Source organism: Sutterella faecalis (assembly GCF_006337085.1).
Classification (GTDB): Bacteria; Pseudomonadota; Gammaproteobacteria; order Burkholderiales; family Burkholderiaceae_F; genus Sutterella; species Sutterella faecalis.
The window spans coordinates 1,534,464-1,550,194 of the sequence record NZ_CP040882.1 but is presented as its reverse complement, the minus strand read 5'-3'; the positions used below and the strand labels follow the sequence as shown (position 1 = coordinate 1,550,194).

The following is a 15,731-nucleotide window of genomic DNA, read 5'->3' as shown; positions in this document are numbered from 1 at the left end:
GCAATGACGGCACAACTCTGGCGCTGCGGGACCTTTGATTTTGACCTGACGGGCGACCCGGTCATCATGGGGATTCTCAATGTCACCCCGGATTCCTTTTCCGATGGCGGCGAACACAATACGCTTTCCGCCGCAGTTTCCTGGGCGAGAAAGATGCGCGGCGATGGCGCGGGCATCATAGATGTCGGCGGCGAATCCACCCGTCCGGGGGCATCAGAGGTGCCGCTCGAAGAAGAGCGCGCCCGTGTGATGCCCGTCGTGAAGGCGCTCGCGGGCGAGGGCTTCTGCGTATCGGTGGATACCTCCAGACCTGAAATCATGCTCGAGGCGGCAGAAGCGGGCGCCGCCATTCTCAACGACGTGCGCGCGTTTGAAATGCCGGGGGCTCTGGATGCAGCGGCCTCCACTCGCCTCGGGCTCGTCATCATGCATCTGGGGCCCTTTGATGCTGAAGCGGATGCGGTAGAGCATGCATTCGACTATCTCAACCGCCGGGAGGAAGCGCTCATTGCCGCCGGGGTTGATCCCGAACGCATCGCCTGGGATCCGGGCTTCGGATTCGGCAAGACGCTCGAACAGAATTTTGAGGTGCTCGCTGCGTCGCGGCGATTCCTGTCTTCCGGCCGCCCCCTCATGGCAGCGCTCTCGCGAAAGGGGAGTCTCGGGCGCATCACGGGAAGAAAAAATCCGCATGAACGTGCTGCCGCGAGCGTTGCCGGAGCACTCATGGCAGCAGAGCGCGGCGCGCATATCCTGCGCGTGCACGACGTGCGCGAGACCGCGGATGCGCTTGCCGTTCTCAAAGCCTTCAGACACGCGGATATCCGCATTGACGCGCGAGGCCGCTGCTGAGAGACTTCTCACCAACTTCAGGCTCAGTCTTTCTGAAATTTTTCAGTCAATAAAGGATTCAGTATGAATCGGCGTTATTTTGGTACGGATGGTGTTCGAGGCAAGGTTGGGAAGCTCCCCATCACGCCCGACTTCGTGATGAAGCTCGGCCAGGCTGCGGGCCGGGTGTTGAAGCGCCATAGCCCGACGGGCCGCGCCACCGTTCTTATTGGCAAGGACACCCGCGTTTCGGGCTACATGCTCGAAGCCGCGCTTCAGGCGGGCTTCTCCGCTGCAGGGACCGACGTCGTCCTCTGCGGTCCGATTCCGACGCCGGCAGTGGCCTACCTCACCCGCGCCCTTCGGCTTGAAGCGGGCGTCGTCATTTCCGCGAGCCACAACCCCTACGACGACAACGGCATCAAGTTCTTTTCGGGCGCCGGTCAGAAGCTTCCCGATGAGTGGGAGCTTGAAATAGAGAAGGAGATTGACGAAGGCTTCTCCTGCGTTGAATCAAAGGACCTCGGAAAGGCCCGGCGTCTTGACGACGCTTCAGGTCGCTACATTGAATTCTGCAAGTCGACGATCGGCGAGGAAATCGATCTGAAGGGCATGCGCATTTATATCGACTGCGCCAACGGTGCGGCATACCACGTGGCGCCCGATGTTTTCCACGAACTCGGAGCGGATGTGGTGGCTGCCGGCGCTTCCCCCGACGGTTTCAATATTAATCGTGGCGTTGGCGCAACACATACTGACGACTTATCTCTTAGGTGTAAGGAAGCTTCCTGCCAGATTGCGGTAAGTCTTGACGGCGACGCCGACCGCCTCATCATGGCGGATCCGGACGGCAATGTTTACAATGGTGATCAATTACTTTACGTTCTCGTGAGAGACCGCATGACCCGGGGAAAAGTCTTCGGAGTCGTGGGTACGCTCATGTCGAATTTTGGTCTCGAAAAGCGCGTGAAGGAACTCGGCCTTGAATTCGTCCGCGCCAGGGTGGGCGACCGCTACGTGCTCGAGGAGCTCCTGAAGCGCGGCTGGCGCTTCGGCGGCGAAACCTCGGGCCACATCCTCGCGCTCGACAGGCAGACTACGGGGGACGGCATTGTGAGTGCGCTCCAGATTCTTGCCGCCATGCGAAGGACGGGAAAAACGCTCAGAGAACTCACCGAAGATCTCGAACTCATGCCGCAGTGCCTTGTCAACAAGAGAATTGAGAAGGGCTACGACTGGAAGTCGAATCACAATTTCATGGCGGCGGTTGACCGTGCGCAGAAAGCCGTTGAAGGCCGCGGACGCGTTCTGATCCGACCCTCAGGAACGGAGCCCCTCCTTCGCATCATGGTGGAAGCTTCCGACAGAAAGTTAGCCGAACGGCTCGCCAACGAGACAGCAGAGGCACTTTCGTTGTAAAGTTCTATGTTTCTAGCCCGCGCGTGATTTTGCGCGGGCATCAGGCATGATAAAGTTCACACCCACACGTGCGCCGGTTCGCATGCCGGACCTCTGGTTCGGGCTAAATTTCCCTGACCCCTCGCACGACCGAATTAGGAATCCAGACAAATGGCAGAGAATCAGGAACCCGCAAAGGTTGAAGAAAAAGGACCGTTCATCCATCAGCTGCAGCTTTTTCTGGTTGGCGGTCAGCAGTTCACGATCAATGAACTCTCGGACTCGCCCAAGATGCCGCAGAACGTCATCGCCTTCATCAATGCGTGGCGCCAGAAGCGCGACGTGTGGCACTCCCCGAACAACGATCCGAAGTTCGGCGTGCGCGTGAAGGATGTGTCGCTCTACGAGTACCGCGTCGGTCGTCCCGCTGAAGTGAAGCCGCAGGCTGCTGCTGAGGCTCCCAAGGCTGCCAAGGGCGAGACCACGACGAAGAAAGCGGCCGCTAAGAAGGCTGACAAGTAATCGTCACATGGCGAGCACCCGTCTTTAAAAGGCGCTCACTGGACCAGGAAAGGCCGGAATCTTTTTCGCTTATCGAAAAGGCCGGCCTTTGCTTGTTTCACGAAAGGAGAAATCAGAAATGAAGCAGATCGTCGCCGTCATCAAGCCCTTCAAGCTTGACGATGTCCGGGAAGCGCTCGGCGAGGCCGGCGTGCATGGCCTCACGGTCACAGAAGTCAAGGGCTTCGGCCGCCAGAAAGGTCATACCGAGCTTTATCGCGGTGCGGAGTACATCGTCGACTTCCTGCCGAAGCTCAAGGTTGAGACGGTGGTGGCGGACGATATCGCGGAAACGGCGGTTGAAGCCATTCGCCGCGCCGCGCATACCGGCAAGATCGGCGACGGCAAGATCTTCGTCTTCGACGTGGAACAGGTGATCCGCATTCGTACGGGCGAAACCGGCGAAGCCGCGGTCTGATCCCAAAGGCGCCCGGAAAATCCGGGCGATTCCTCTCCCTATTTGCGGGGCTTTTCAGAAGAGCCTGCCGACGGTTTGTTGGCGGGCTTTTCTTTTGGGTAGTCGCGCCGCTGCGGGAGCACATTGGCGGAATACCGGGGAGGCGCTTCGCGTGCGGAGTCGTCGCGCCGGATGACCTTCTCCCGACGGAGTTCCTTCGGGCGGGGAGCGGCGGGATTCCCGTTCTCTCCCGCGCTTCTGCGCCTCTTCAGCATTCTCGCGAGCGATACCGGGCCGTTGCCGGGGAAGATCTTTTTGGCGAGCTCCGAGCGGTAGCGGATTTCCCAGTTCACCTTGAGCGTGAACATTCTGAAGAGCACGATTGTGGCGGCGGTCACATAGACCGTCGCTTCAGGCCGCACGCCGTCGGAAAGGAGAATCACGCAGAGCCAGCATCCGACAAAGCCCGCGAGCCCGTAGGGCTTTCTATCCGAAAGGGCTGCCGGCATGCGGTTGAGAAGAACGTCTCTCATGACCCCGCCGAGAATGCCGGTGCCGACGCCCACGAGCGTGCAGGATAAAGGCGGAATGCCTTTTTCCCAGGCAAGAAGCGTGCCGGATGCGCAGAAAACGCCGAGCCCGACAGCGTCCGCCCAGAGAAAGAGTTCGTGGGCAAAGGAGCGCGAAAAGCGCTTCACGATTGCCGGCGCAAAGATCGTGAAGACGAGAATGAGCCACGTGATCGCTTCATGCGAGACCCAGTAGAAGGGTCTCAGATCCAGAAGGAGGTCCCGGATGGTGAGGCCGCCGAAGGCGCTGGTGAAGGCGAGAATGAAGACGCCCACAGGGTCCACGCCCCGGCCCTGGGCGGCGAGGATGCCCGCAAGGGCGAACCCGAGCATGCCGATCGCATCGACAAGCGTCGTGTTATGCGCGAGCGCGGCGAAGACGGGTTCTCCAATCATGCGGGACTCCTTTCGGGTTGTGGGATCAGGGCGTGAAGCGCCGCTTCTGGTCAAGCAGCACGATGACCGCGCCCGCATCGCCGTCGTGCGGGGGAGCCTGGACGAAAGCCATGACTTCAGAGCGCTGCTTGAGCCACCGGCGGACCATTTCCTTCAGGACGCTGTGGCCGCCCTCGGAGTTGTAGCCCTTGCCGTGGACGATTCTCAGACACCGGTCGCCGCGAATCTGGGCGTTCCGGAGGAACTTGAGGACCGCTTCGCGCGCTTCGTCGACAAAGAGCCCGTGGAGGTCAATGTGCGCCTGCACCGTCCATTCGCCGCGGTAGAGCTTCCTCGGGATTTCAGGCGGCACGTCGGGACGGCGGAACATGAGGCCGTCCTCGCTCTCAAGAAATATCACCGGATCGCATTCGTCCGAGAGCGAGGCGGCAAGCACTTCCTGCTTTTCGGCTTCGTGCTGACGGGCAACGGGACGGGGCTTGAGGACGGGCTTCACCACGCGGCCGCGCGTAACGTCCTTCGGGCTCACCCCGAGTTCCTTCATCGCGGCACGAAAGGCGTCGCCCGCTTCGTTGAGCTTCCTTGATTCCGCAAGCGCCTTCTTTTTGGCCTCTTCAGCGGCTTTGGCCTGAGCCTTGAGGTCGCGGGAGAGCTTCTTGAGATCAGAGAGATCGTGATACTGAGCCATTTTGTATGGATCTGAAAAGGAATTGATCAGCGCTTCATCGCTTCTTCGGCTTCAAGAAAACGCTGAACGTCAAGCGCCGCCATGCAGCCCGCAGCGGCGGAGGTTACTGCCTGGCGGTAGAAAGGATCCTGAACGTCGCCCGCGGCGAAGACGCCGGGAACGCTAGTCGACGTCGCGGCGGAGCTGCCGGTGCCCGCTGTAGCGATGTAGCCGTTCATGAGCTTGAGCTGCCCCTCGAAGACTGCCGTATTGGGGCGGTGGCCGATCGCGATGAAGACGCCTTCGACGGCGACTTCCTTCGGCGCTTCGCCGATCGTGCTTTTGAGCGAAAGTCCCGTGACGGCCTTGCCGTTGCCGAGAACTTCAGCCACTTCGCGGTCGAGTTCAAGCGTGATTTTCCCTTCGTCGACCATCTTCATCAACTGATCGACGAGAATCGGTTCGGCGCGGAAAGTTTTCCTGCGGTGAACGAGCGTCACGTGGCTCGCAATGTTGGCAAGATAGAGCGCTTCCTCGACGGCGGCATTGCCCCCGCCCACCACCGCCACGGGCCTGCCGCGGTAGAAGAAGCCGTCGCAGGTGGCGCAGGCCGAGACGCCTTTGCCCTTATAGGCCTCTTCGCTCGGGAGGCCGAGGTACATGGCTGAAGCGCCCGTCGCGAGAATCAGCGTGTCCGCCGTCCACGTTTCGCCCATATCGGTCGTGAGCGTAAAGGGGCGCTGCGAAAGGTCCGCCGTCTTCACAAGGTCGTAGAACACACGCGTGCCGAAGCGTTCGGCCTGCTTCTGCATGCGTTCCATGAGCTGAGGGCCTTCAATGCCTTCGGCTGCGCCCGGCCAGTTGTCGACTTCGGTCGTCGTCATAAGCTGTCCGCCCGCTTCCATGCCGGTGATGAGCACCGGTTCAAGATTGGCGCGGGCGGCGTATACGGCCGCTGTCCATCCTGCCGGACCGGAGCCGAGGATGACGACGCGGGCGTGATTGATTTTCGACATGTTTTTTCCTTTTGGGATCTGAGGACGGTCTTTTCTCCGGGCCGTCCGGCAATAATGAAAGTTTGTACACCCATTATCGCGGGCTTTGCGGGAAATTGCGGTTGCTCAAAGTACAATCAAAGATCGCATTGAGAAAGGATCTTGACACCGATGGCGAAGAAAAACGCCCGCGCAAAGGGCACGAAAAATGCGAAGTCCGGCGTGGCGGCGGAAGAAAAGTTTGATTCCGCGAAGGCCGTGGAGGCGCTTGAGCGCGCTGAAGCCGATGCGGAAAGAAAGGCCCGCAGGGCTCAGGCGCGACGTGAAATGCGCGAGCGTTTTGCAGAAGCGTTTATTGGACTCGCGCGCTTCCTCTGGGAACGGAGCTGGGCATTTTCCGTTCCGGCGGCGCTCCTTCTCGCGCTCGCGCTCGGAACCTATTCGCCCGATGATCCGGCTTTTTCCGTCGCCACGGCGAGAACGCCCGCGAATTTCTGCGGCGTCTGGGGAGCCTGGTGCGCTGATTTCCTTTTGAGCCTCTTCGGACTTTCAGCCTGGTGGTTCGTACTCGGCCTGGCCATGGTCGCTTTCTTTGCCTTCCGCTCGAAACTGAGAGCAGAACGCGGGGAGACGAATCCAGAGCGCATTAATCCCCCCAAATTCACGGCCTTTTTCGGTCTCTGCGCCCTCATGATCGGCTCAACGGCGTTTGAGGCAATGCGGATCGCCAAGTCGCCCGTTGCGCTTCCCGGGAATCCGGGCGGCATTCTGGGCAATACGCTCTCCTATGCCGTCATGCACTATGTCGGCGCCGGCGTCGCGCTTGTCGTGTTTCTTCTCCTTTCGGCCATCGGCATTTCGCTTCTGATGGATTTTTCCTGGACGGATGCGGCGGAGAAAATCGGTCGCTTTATTGATGAGCGGATTCTTTCCCGTCTGAGCCGCAGAAAACTCGAGGAAGAAAGTCGTCTGCCGGCTGAACCCGATGAGGCCGAAGTTCCCCGCGTCAATATTCCGGTTTATGAGCCCTCGGCGCTTTCTCAGGAAATTGAGATCGTGAAGCCCTCGTCCGAGGCGCTCAATTCCGGCGCATCTCTCTTCCCCGAGGAAGTTCTCACGACGAGGAGCCCCAAGGAACCCTCATCCTCCGAACGCCCGAGCCTTATGCTCCTTGACGACGCAGACGCGGCGCGGCGCGGCACCGATGAGGAAACGATTCAGATGACGAGCCGTCTGATCGTGGCGAAATTGAAGAGCTACGGCATCGATTCGGAAGTGATGGGCGCGCAGCCCGGGCCCGTCATCACCCAGTATTGGCTTGAACCCGGCGCAGGGGTCAAGGGTTCTCAGATCGAAAATGTGCGCGACGATCTGCGCCGCGCGCTTGGCGTGCAGGCCGTGCGCATCGTGCTCTCCGTTCCGGGAACAAGCTACGTGGGTCTTGAGGTGCCGAATCCCGTACGCGAAATGGTTCGCCTCAAGGAAATCATCAAGAGCGAAGCCTTTGAAAAGAGCCGCTCGGCCCTTACGCTCGCCATCGGCAAGGACATTGCCGGCAAGCCCTTCGTCATGGATCTCGCCAAGACTCCGCACCTTCTGGTCGCGGGCACCACGGGTTCAGGCAAGTCTGTCGGCATCAATGCGATGATTCTCTCGATGCTCTTCAGAAACGATCCTACGCAGCTGCGTCTCGTTCTGATCGATCCGAAGATGCTCGAATTCTCGCTCTATAACGGCATTCCGCATCTCCTTACGCCTGTCGTCACCGACATGAATAAGGCGAGCGCCGCGCTCAAGTGGCTGACGGGCGAGATGGACCGGCGCTACGCCGTCATGAGCCGCGTGGGCGTGAGGCAGTTTTCGAGCTTTAACGAAAAGGTTGCGGAGGCAAACCGCCGCGGCGAACCCATTCGCGATCCGATGGCGGCGAAGGATGATCCGCTCGCGGAAAATCTCGAACCCTGGCCCTACATCGTCTGCGTGGTCGATGAGCTTGCCGACCTGATGCTCACGAACCGCAAGGAGGTTGAAGGCGAAATCACCCGCCTCACGCAGAAGGCGCGCGCAGCAGGCATTCACCTTATTCTCGCCACGCAGCGTCCGTCGGTCGATGTGGTTACGTCCCTCATTAAGGCAAACGTTCCGACGCGCATTTCCTTCCAGGTGGCTTCCGCTACCGACAGCCGAGTGATTCTTGGCGAATCGGGGGCGGAGCAGCTTCTTGGAAACGGCGACATGCTGCTCCATCGTCCCGGCACGCCCGGCGCTACCCGCATTCAGGGGTGCTTCGTGGCGGACGGAGAGGTTTCCCGCGTGGCCGAAGAACTTAAAAAACAGGGTTCTCCCTCCTATGTGGCGGGCGTTACGGAAACAGAGGAGGATGCGGGAGGTTCTGACGCGGGTGATGCGGGCGGACGCCGCTCGGGCGAGAGCGATCCGCTTTACGACAAGGCGGTGGCGCTCGTTCTCGAAGAAAAGCGCGCTTCCATTTCCTTTGTGCAGCGCCACCTCGGGATCGGCTACAACAGAGCCGCTAATCTGCTTGAAGCCATGGAATCCGCGGGACTTGTGAGCAAGCCGTCGTCCATGGGCAAGCGCACGATTCTCGTGCCCGACCGCAATTGATTTTTTTTGAGAGCTGCTTGATGATGAACCAGGTCTTTCTCCCGCGCCGCACGCTTCTTCTTGCTGCGCTCGGAGCGCTTCTCCCGTCGGCCGCCTTTGCGCTGGACGGCAAGGCGCTCCTTGACAAATTCCTGAGTGAGGTTTCCGGCGCCGAAGGCGCATTCCGCCAGGAAACCCGGGATCGAACGGGGAAAGTCACCAATGCTGCTGAAGGCACGTTTGCCTTCCTGCGCCCGGGGGCTTTCGACTGGGTTTATGAAAAGCCCTGGCGCCAGAGAATAGTGAGCGACGGGAAGACCATCTGGGTCTATGACGAGGATTTGATGCAGGTGACCGTCAGGCAGGCGGGGGATGCGCTTTCTCAAACGCCTGCGGCTCTTCTCTTCGGGGCGGGAAAGCTACCCGACGGCTGGCGGGAAATGAGTGCCGGCGACCTGATTACGCTTACGCCCGATGAACCCCAGGGGGGATTCGAACGCGTGGAAGTGAAATTCGCGGGTTCCGGGCTGCCGGATCTTTTGCGGCTCCATGACAGCTTCGGTCAGACGACGACAATCGTATTCACCCGGTTTGAAAAGGCGCTTCCTGATGCCGCCCGTTTTCTATTCAAGGTTCCTCAGGGAGTGGAAGTGCTTCAATCTCCCTGATGCCTGATGGGCATTCTTCGGGATCATTTGAGGAGCCATCAGTTCTTGAAACCTTGTCCTCATACGGTAGAATGATCAGCACCTGAGGCCGGACTTGTCCGGCTTCATCATGTTTTCGACCGGAATGTTCTCGGCCGGTTCTGCGGCTTTGAGAAATTCCTTGCGAGAAGACCCTCCCGAGCGACGCTTTGAAAGAGGCGGATCCGGAAGGGCCTCTCAAAATGCAGGATTTTTCCCTGTCATTCATCTGACGCCTTTCTGGGAGCTTACGTTCATGAAGAGCAATATGCGCCGCTTGATCATCGACAAGTTGCTGACCGAGAAGGAATATGTTGCCTTTGAGGAATTCGAGCTCCTGCTCAAGGTAAGTGCTCCCACGATCAAGCGCGAACTGCAGTACATGCGCGAGGAGCTCCATGCGCCGATCCGCTATTCGCGCGCCCACAACGGCTACTACTACGCTTCGGGCGCTCTGCAGACGGCTGAGGAGAGAAAGCTCCGCATCGGGAAGGGCGGAAAAGCCATGCCCGCCAAGGGCAACGACACCACGAGGCCCAATATTGTTGCCTCGCGCCTCTCGAAGAAGCAGTGGTATTCGTCTGAGGAACTTTTCGTTCTTACCTCGACCTACGATCTTCTCGGAGCCCTGGAGGTTGACCGCTCTTCTGCGCTCGCTACGGAGCTTCCGCCGCTGAGGTCCCGGGTTCTCGGACTTTTCACGCTCGGCGGAACAGCGCCGAGGGAACTCATGCGCCGCGTGCGCGTGGTTGAGCGCCGGGTGGTCTTTCAGGAGCCGGCCACGTTTGAAACCATCGGCTGCGCGCTTTGCGAAAAGCGCCGCGTGAGGATTTCTTATTACTCGTGGCGTACGGATGAACATTCAACGCGTGAAATTTCGCCCATGAGGCTGGTTCACTACCGCAACCGCTGGTATGTGGACGCCTTCTGCCATCTCACGCAGCAGCTCAAAACTTTCCAGATCGAAAACATCGAAAGCGCCGAAATTCTGACGACGAGCGTGAAGCGCATGGTGCTTGACGACGTCGCCAGGGAGCTCGACGCGGGCTACGGTATTTTCCACGGCAAGGAGATCAAGACTGCCCGGCTTCACTTTGACGGTAGAGCCGCGCATTACGTTCTCCGCGAAGCCTGGCATCCGAAGCAGCGCGTGCAGCAGCTCGATGACGGTTCTCTGATGCTTTTGGTCCCCTATTCTGATCCGACGGAAATCGTCGGAGAAATCCTTCGCTGGGGGTCGCGCGTTGAGGTTCTTGAACCTCAGGAACTGCGCGATCAGGTCAGCAGCGAGGCCGAACGCATCGCAGCTCTCTATAAGGAGAGCACGAAAGCAGGCTCGCGGGATTAATGGCAACAGAAGAAATCAGAAGAAAAAGGCGTCGTCCTCGTCGTCATCGCAGAGCCGGCCTCCCGAAAACGCTGCCGAAGATTTTCTTTTGCGGCGACCCGCACGGTTCCTTTGAGCACATCAACGAAGCTGCCCTTCAGCATAGGCCTGACGCGATCGTCATTCTGGGCGATATGCAGCCTCCTCAGCCCCTCGAGGTCGTCCTCGCAGGGGCCATAAGCGTTGCGCCTGTCTGGTGGATACCGGGCAATCATGATTCGGATACGGATGCGATCTACGACAACATCTGGCGCAGCACGCTGGCCGCGCATAATCTTCACGGGCGCGTCGCGAATGTGGCCGGGTTGAGAATTGCCGGACTCGGCGGCGTGTTCCGCGGTCAGGTATGGATGCCTGAGGATGCGCCCAATTATTTCTGTCCGGCGAGCTTTATCCGGCGCGTGGGACTGGGAAATATGTGGCGCGGGGGGCTGCCTCGTCGTCATAGAACGACAATCTTCCCGTCCGTCTACCAGAACCTGATGCGTCAGAGCGCGGATATTCTGGTGACGCACGAAGCCCCATCCTGCCACCGGAAGGGCTTTGCCGCGATAGACCGGCTTGCGGAAGCGCTCGGCGTACGCTGGGCTTTCCACGGGCACCAGCATGAAGATCGAGCGTACGGGCGCCATCACGGCATCCTGATGACGGGTGTGGGATACCGCGGCATTACGAGCCTCACGGGAGAAGTGATTGTTCCCGCGCAGCTCGATCCCCGGGAGGCAGCGGCGCTCGAAAATGCAATCAGCTGGGCGGAAGGTCACGGAGCGGCGATGAAAGCGCCTTCCCGTCCTGCGGAAGTGAAGGAAGAAAGCGAGTCTCTACCGACCGAAAGGGCAGTGCTTCAGGTGCCGCTGATGGATCCCCGGGACGAGCAGGAGGTCAGGATTGCCGAAGCGGCGGAGCGTCGGAATCTTGCGCTCGCTGAAGCTGCAAGGCACGAGCGCCGCCGCGACCGGGAGCTCGGCGAGGCTGTTGCCGCGCGGGCTCCGGGCGGGCGCTGGAAGCGCATGAACCTCCAGCGGAAAAAAGGTCAGAAAAGCTGACCGATCAGGAAAGAAGCCTGAGACAACGGACCGTATCGCCTTCGGCAATGCGGTCCGTATTCACATCGAGGACGGCCATGGCATTCATGCCGGCAAGCGTTGTGAGCATGCCGGAGCTCTGGGAATGAGCGGGCGTAAAGCGCATTTCCCCATCGACACATGCCACATGTCCTCTCACGAGATCCGTGCGGCCGATGCGCCCCTTGATGGCTTTAGCGGCGAGCGCGGGGAATTCCGGAAGTCCGAGGGGCTCCGTGGAGCCGGCAGCAAGGAGTAGCGCGCGCCTCAGGAAAAGCTGCGCGGAGACGGCGGCAGCGACCGGATTGCCGGGGAGCGCTATGAACCAGCAGGTGTGTTCGCCTGCCACACGTCCGAAGGAGAAGGGTTTCCCAGGGCGCATGCTGACGTGATAGTGAGTGATGCCGCTCCCCATTTCCGCGAGCACCCGCGAGGTGTAGTCGTGTTCGCCTTCGCCTACGCCGCCGCTCGCAATCAGAAAGTCCGAACGTGAGGCGGCTTCAGTGAGCGCTTGGCGGATGACGTTCGGGTCATCGGGAAGGATGCCGAGGTCTTCGGCTTCTGCGCCCCAGGTACGGACGAGCGAAGTGATCACGGACGAATTTGAATTCCAGATCTTCCCCGGAGGAAGTGCGCCTGCCGTACCCGGCTCCACGAGTTCGTCGCCGGTCGAGAAAACGGCTACGCGAAGTCTGCGGCAGCGTAATGATGCGCGGCCTAATGAGGCGGCAAGTCCAAGATAGGCAGGCGTCAGCACGATGCCGGGTTCCATGACGGCGTCGCCCGCATGGAGTTCTTCGCCGCGGATGCGGACGTTTTCATTGGGGCGCACGCGTTCGGCCGAAAAGACAACGAATGTGCTTCCGTTCTCGTCAACCGTCTCCGTGCGCTCGAAAGGAATGACCGTATCCGCACCCTCCGGCGTGGCCGCGCCCGTCATGATGCGGATCGCTTCACCGGAAGCAAGCTTTCCTTCCCACGGCGTGCCTGCATAGGAGGTGCCCTTTACGAGGAGGCGCACCGTTCCTCCCTTTTGAAGTTCGTCGCTCTTAAAGGCGAATCCGTCCATGGCGGAATTATTGAAGGGCGGAACGTCGCCCGGCGACGTAAGCGTTTCGGCAAGAATGCGGCCCAACGCCTTCTCCAGAGGGAAGCTTTCAATCAAGGCTTCCGGTGCAATTGCATCCTCAAGGATGCCGTAGACTTTCTCGATGCTGATGAAATCGGTCATTCGCTGCCTCCTCAATCTAAAAGGCAATTTTTGGCTTTTGCGAAGGATAGCCTGTGTACCGGCGCTGAGGAAATCATCGAAAAGGATCGAAATGGGTGCAATACGTAAGGAGAATGTGACCGGCCTCATCTTTGCGGGGGGAAAGGCCACCCGGATGGGTGGCGCCAATAAGGCGCTCCTCCGGATGAATGGTCGTCCGCTGATTGCCTGGGTAGCGGAATCTCTTCAATCTCAGACCTCCCGCCTCGTCATTTCCGCCAACCGCGATCCGGAGGCTTTCAAAGCCTTTTCGCCTGATATCGTTCAGGACCGGACGGAAAGCTTTCCCGGGCCTCTTGCAGCGCTTGATGCCGCTTATGCAGCCGGAATCATCCATACTGAGTGGGTGCTTACCGCTCCCTGCGACGCGCCCTGGCTCCCGAAGAATCTCCTTGAGCGCTTTGCTCAGGCGCAGGAGCAGGCTCTTCGCGATGGACGGGATCCGAATGCATTTGTTGCGGAAACTTCCGGGCACTATCAGAGCGCAGTTGCCTGCGTGAGGACGGAGTGCCTCAGGCTTGCAAGAGCCTCGATTGAGGCCGATGAACGAAGGCTTCGCTATTGGTACAAAACGCTCAACGCCGAAGCCGTTCCATTCCCGGATGAGGGAGCATTTGCCAACCTCAATACCCGTGAGGAGCTTGAGGCTGCGTCGAGGGATGGAAAAATATTTTTCGGGCACTCTTGACAAAACGATTCTTCATCCTCATAATTCGCATCCTGCTTCGGAAACGAGGCAGCAAAGAACAAGCAGCTCTGAAGTGAATTTAAAAATTTTCTTCACGAGCTCTTGACAAAAGGATCTGACTTCTGTATGATTTCAATCCTTCGCTGCTTAAACGCAGCGCAGTTCTTTAAAAATCAGATTCAACGAACCGATAAGTGTGAACATCGGAAAGCTTGAGGAGCTCGCTAAAGAGCATCGGAATTTCACGATTCCGAAGACTCAAAAATTTTACGAAGTTCGCGCTTATTGAAGCCGAAAGAAAAGAATTTAATTCTTCTCTTTCAATTCCGGCGAAATAAGAGCGACAAAACAGAGATTGAACTAAAGAGTTTGATCCTGGCTCAGATTGAACGCTGGCGGCATGCCTTACACATGCAAGTCGAACGGCAGCGCGGGAGCTTGCTCCTGGCGGCGAGTGGCGCACGGGTGAGTAATGCATCGGAACGTGTCTTCTTGTGGGGGATAACTGTCCGAAAGGACAGCTAATACCGCATGAGACCTGAGGGTGAAAGCAGGGGATCGCAAGACCTTGCGCAGGAAGAGCGGCCGATGTCCGATTAGCTTGTTGGCGGGGTAAAGGCCCACCAAGGCGACGATCGGTAGCTGGTCTGAGAGGACGACCAGCCACACTGGGACTGAGACACGGCCCAGACTCCTACGGGAGGCAGCAGTGGGGAATTTTGGACAATGGGGGCAACCCTGATCCAGCCATGCCGCGTGCAGGATGAAGGTCTTCGGATTGTAAACTGCTTTTGTCAGGGACGAAAAGGGATGCGATAACACCGTGTTCTGCTGACGGTACCTGAAGAATAAGCACCGGCTAACTACGTGCCAGCAGCCGCGGTAATACGTAGGGTGCAAGCGTTAATCGGAATTACTGGGCGTAAAGCGTGCGCAGGCGGTTTTGTAAGATAGATGTGAAATCCCCGGGCTCAACCTGGGAATTGCATATATGACTGCAAGACTTGAGTTTGTCAGAGGAGGGTGGAATTCCAAGTGTAGCAGTGAAATGCGTAGATATTTGGAAGAACACCGATGGCGAAGGCAGCCCTCTGGGACATGACTGACGCTCATGCACGAAAGCGTGGGGAGCAAACAGGATTAGATACCCTGGTAGTCCACGCCCTAAACGATGTCTACTAGTTGTTGGGAGAGCAATCTCTTGGTAACGCAGCTAACGCGTGAAGTAGACCGCCTGGGGAGTACGGTCGCAAGATTAAAACTCAAAGGAATTGACGGGGACCCGCACAAGCGGTGGATGATGTGGATTAATTCGACGCAACGCGAAAAACCTTACCTAGCCTTGACATGCCAGGAACCCTGAAGAGATTCGGGGGTGCCCGCAAGGGAATCTGGACACAGGTGCTGCATGGCTGTCGTCAGCTCGTGTCGTGAGATGTTGGGTTAAGTCCCGCAACGAGCGCAACCCTTGTCATTAGTTGCTACGAAAGGGCACTCTAGTGAGACTGCCGGTGACAAACCGGAGGAAGGTGGGGATGACGTCAAGTCCTCATGGCCCTTATGGCTAGGGCCTCACACGTCATACAATGGTCGGAACAGAGGGAAGCGAAGCCGCGAGGTGAAGCCAATCCCAGAAAACCGATCGTAGTCCGGATTGCAGTCTGCAACTCGACTGCATGAAGTCGGAATCGCTAGTAATCGCGGATCAGCATGCCGCGGTGAATACGTTCCCGGGTCTTGTACACACCGCCCGTCACACCATGGGAGTGGGGTTCACCAGAAGACGTTTGCCCAACCGAAAGGAAGGCGGCGTCCACGGTGGGCTTCATGACTGGGGTGAAGTCGTAACAAGGTAGCCGTACCGGAAGGTGCGGCTGGATCACCTCCTTTAAAGAGAGTCGGAGTTCTTTAGAGAACGCCTTCAAAGACTTTCACGGTGTTCACACTTATCGGATCGTTGAGTTCTGAAGCGCAGGATTGGGTCTGTAGCTCAGCTGGTTAGAGCATCGTCTTGATAAGGCGGGGGTCGATGGTTCGAATCCATCCAGACCCACCAATCCAACGTTTGCGACGCCGTAGGCAAGAGAGTGAAATCGTTCGATTTCTTGCCTACGGCGCTGTTAACTCAGCGCGAAGTTCTTTAAAAATTTGGAAAAGTAAAGACATTCTGAAGTTGTCTTGAAGAGAAGTTGAGATGCTTCTCTTCAGATAAAGACAG

13 protein-coding genes, 1 tRNA gene and 1 rRNA gene are annotated in these 15,731 nt (G+C 58.6%); 11 read left to right on the top strand and 4 right to left on the bottom strand.

The features are described from left to right. Positions 1-3: 3 nt before the first annotated feature. The 4 genes from folP to FG381_RS06260 all read left to right on the top strand — a co-directional run bounded on the left by folP (position 4) and on the right by FG381_RS06260 (position 3,208). Entirely contained in the window at positions 4-852 is an 849-nt protein-coding gene (gene folP, locus FG381_RS06275) for a dihydropteroate synthase (RefSeq protein ID WP_139688021.1), read from the top strand. A gap of 63 nt (positions 853-915) precedes the next feature. Next, positions 916-2,250 carry a phosphoglucosamine mutase gene (gene glmM / locus FG381_RS06270; RefSeq protein ID WP_139688020.1) on the top strand — a complete coding sequence of 445 codons (1,335 nt, stop codon included), beginning with the start codon at positions 916-918 and terminating at the stop codon, positions 2,248-2,250. Between the two features lie 150 nt (positions 2,251-2,400). Beyond that, a complete protein-coding gene (locus FG381_RS06265; RefSeq protein ID WP_226960340.1) occupies positions 2,401-2,751 on the top strand; it encodes a hypothetical protein in 351 nt (116 codons plus the stop codon). A 118-nt stretch (positions 2,752-2,869) separates the two neighbouring features. Next, on the top strand, positions 2,870-3,208 hold the full coding sequence (locus FG381_RS06260; RefSeq protein ID WP_139688019.1) for a P-II family nitrogen regulator: 339 nt from the start codon (positions 2,870-2,872) through the stop codon (positions 3,206-3,208). Between the two features lie 38 nt (positions 3,209-3,246). Here the strand turns inward: FG381_RS06260 and FG381_RS06255 are convergent, their stop codons facing one another. Genes FG381_RS06255 through trxB form a run of 3 tightly spaced genes read right to left on the bottom strand, consistent with a single transcriptional unit; the run spans position 3,247 to position 5,835 of the window. Then, a complete protein-coding gene (locus tag FG381_RS06255; protein ID WP_139688018.1) occupies positions 3,247-4,152 on the bottom strand; it encodes a trimeric intracellular cation channel family protein in 906 nt (301 codons plus the stop codon). A gap of 25 nt (positions 4,153-4,177) precedes the next feature. Next, positions 4,178-4,840 (bottom strand): Smr/MutS family protein, encoded by a 663-nt coding sequence (locus FG381_RS06250; RefSeq protein WP_139688017.1) that lies wholly within the window; start codon positions 4,838-4,840, stop codon positions 4,178-4,180. 26 nt (positions 4,841-4,866) lie between these two features. After that, positions 4,867-5,835 (bottom strand): thioredoxin-disulfide reductase, encoded by a 969-nt coding sequence (gene trxB, locus FG381_RS06245; protein WP_139688016.1) that lies wholly within the window; start codon positions 5,833-5,835, stop codon positions 4,867-4,869. A gap of 150 nt (positions 5,836-5,985) precedes the next feature. On the opposite strand from trxB, the gene FG381_RS06240 reads away from it, so the two are divergent. The 4 genes from FG381_RS06240 (at position 5,986) to FG381_RS06225 (ending at position 11,537) form a co-directional block, all read left to right on the top strand. Further along, positions 5,986-8,439: a DNA translocase FtsK gene (locus FG381_RS06240; protein ID WP_139688015.1), complete on the top strand. Its 2,454-nt coding sequence runs from the start codon at positions 5,986-5,988 to the stop codon at positions 8,437-8,439. Between the two features lie 20 nt (positions 8,440-8,459). Then, a complete protein-coding gene (gene lolA / locus FG381_RS06235; RefSeq protein WP_226960339.1) occupies positions 8,460-9,086 on the top strand; it encodes an outer membrane lipoprotein chaperone LolA in 627 nt (208 codons plus the stop codon). A 274-nt stretch (positions 9,087-9,360) separates the two neighbouring features. Beyond that, on the top strand, positions 9,361-10,452 hold the full coding sequence (locus FG381_RS06230) for a helix-turn-helix transcriptional regulator (RefSeq protein WP_139688014.1): 1,092 nt from the start codon (positions 9,361-9,363) through the stop codon (positions 10,450-10,452). Further along, positions 10,452-11,537, top strand: a complete 1,086-nt coding sequence (locus FG381_RS06225) for a metallophosphoesterase (RefSeq protein WP_139688013.1) — start codon at positions 10,452-10,454, stop codon at positions 11,535-11,537. The genes FG381_RS06230 and FG381_RS06225 overlap by 1 nt, the downstream gene beginning before the upstream one ends. A 4-nt stretch (positions 11,538-11,541) precedes the next feature. Here the strand turns inward: FG381_RS06225 and FG381_RS06220 are convergent, their stop codons facing one another. Further along, positions 11,542-12,786 (bottom strand): molybdopterin molybdotransferase MoeA, encoded by a 1,245-nt coding sequence (locus FG381_RS06220; protein WP_139688012.1) that lies wholly within the window; start codon positions 12,784-12,786, stop codon positions 11,542-11,544. 91 nt (positions 12,787-12,877) lie between these two features. Here FG381_RS06220 and mobA point away from each other — a divergent pair, with 91 nt between their 5' ends. The 3 genes from mobA to FG381_RS06205 all read left to right on the top strand — a co-directional run bounded on the left by mobA (position 12,878) and on the right by FG381_RS06205 (position 15,569). Beyond that, positions 12,878-13,513 carry a molybdenum cofactor guanylyltransferase MobA gene (gene mobA / locus FG381_RS06215; RefSeq protein ID WP_139688011.1) on the top strand — a complete coding sequence of 212 codons (636 nt, stop codon included), beginning with the start codon at positions 12,878-12,880 and terminating at the stop codon, positions 13,511-13,513. 357 nt (positions 13,514-13,870) lie between these two features. Beyond that, a 16S ribosomal RNA gene (locus FG381_RS06210) occupies positions 13,871-15,403 on the top strand. Between the two features lie 89 nt (positions 15,404-15,492). Continuing rightward, positions 15,493-15,569: transfer RNA gene (locus FG381_RS06205), tRNA-Ile, on the top strand. Positions 15,570-15,731: the final 162 nt, after the last annotated feature.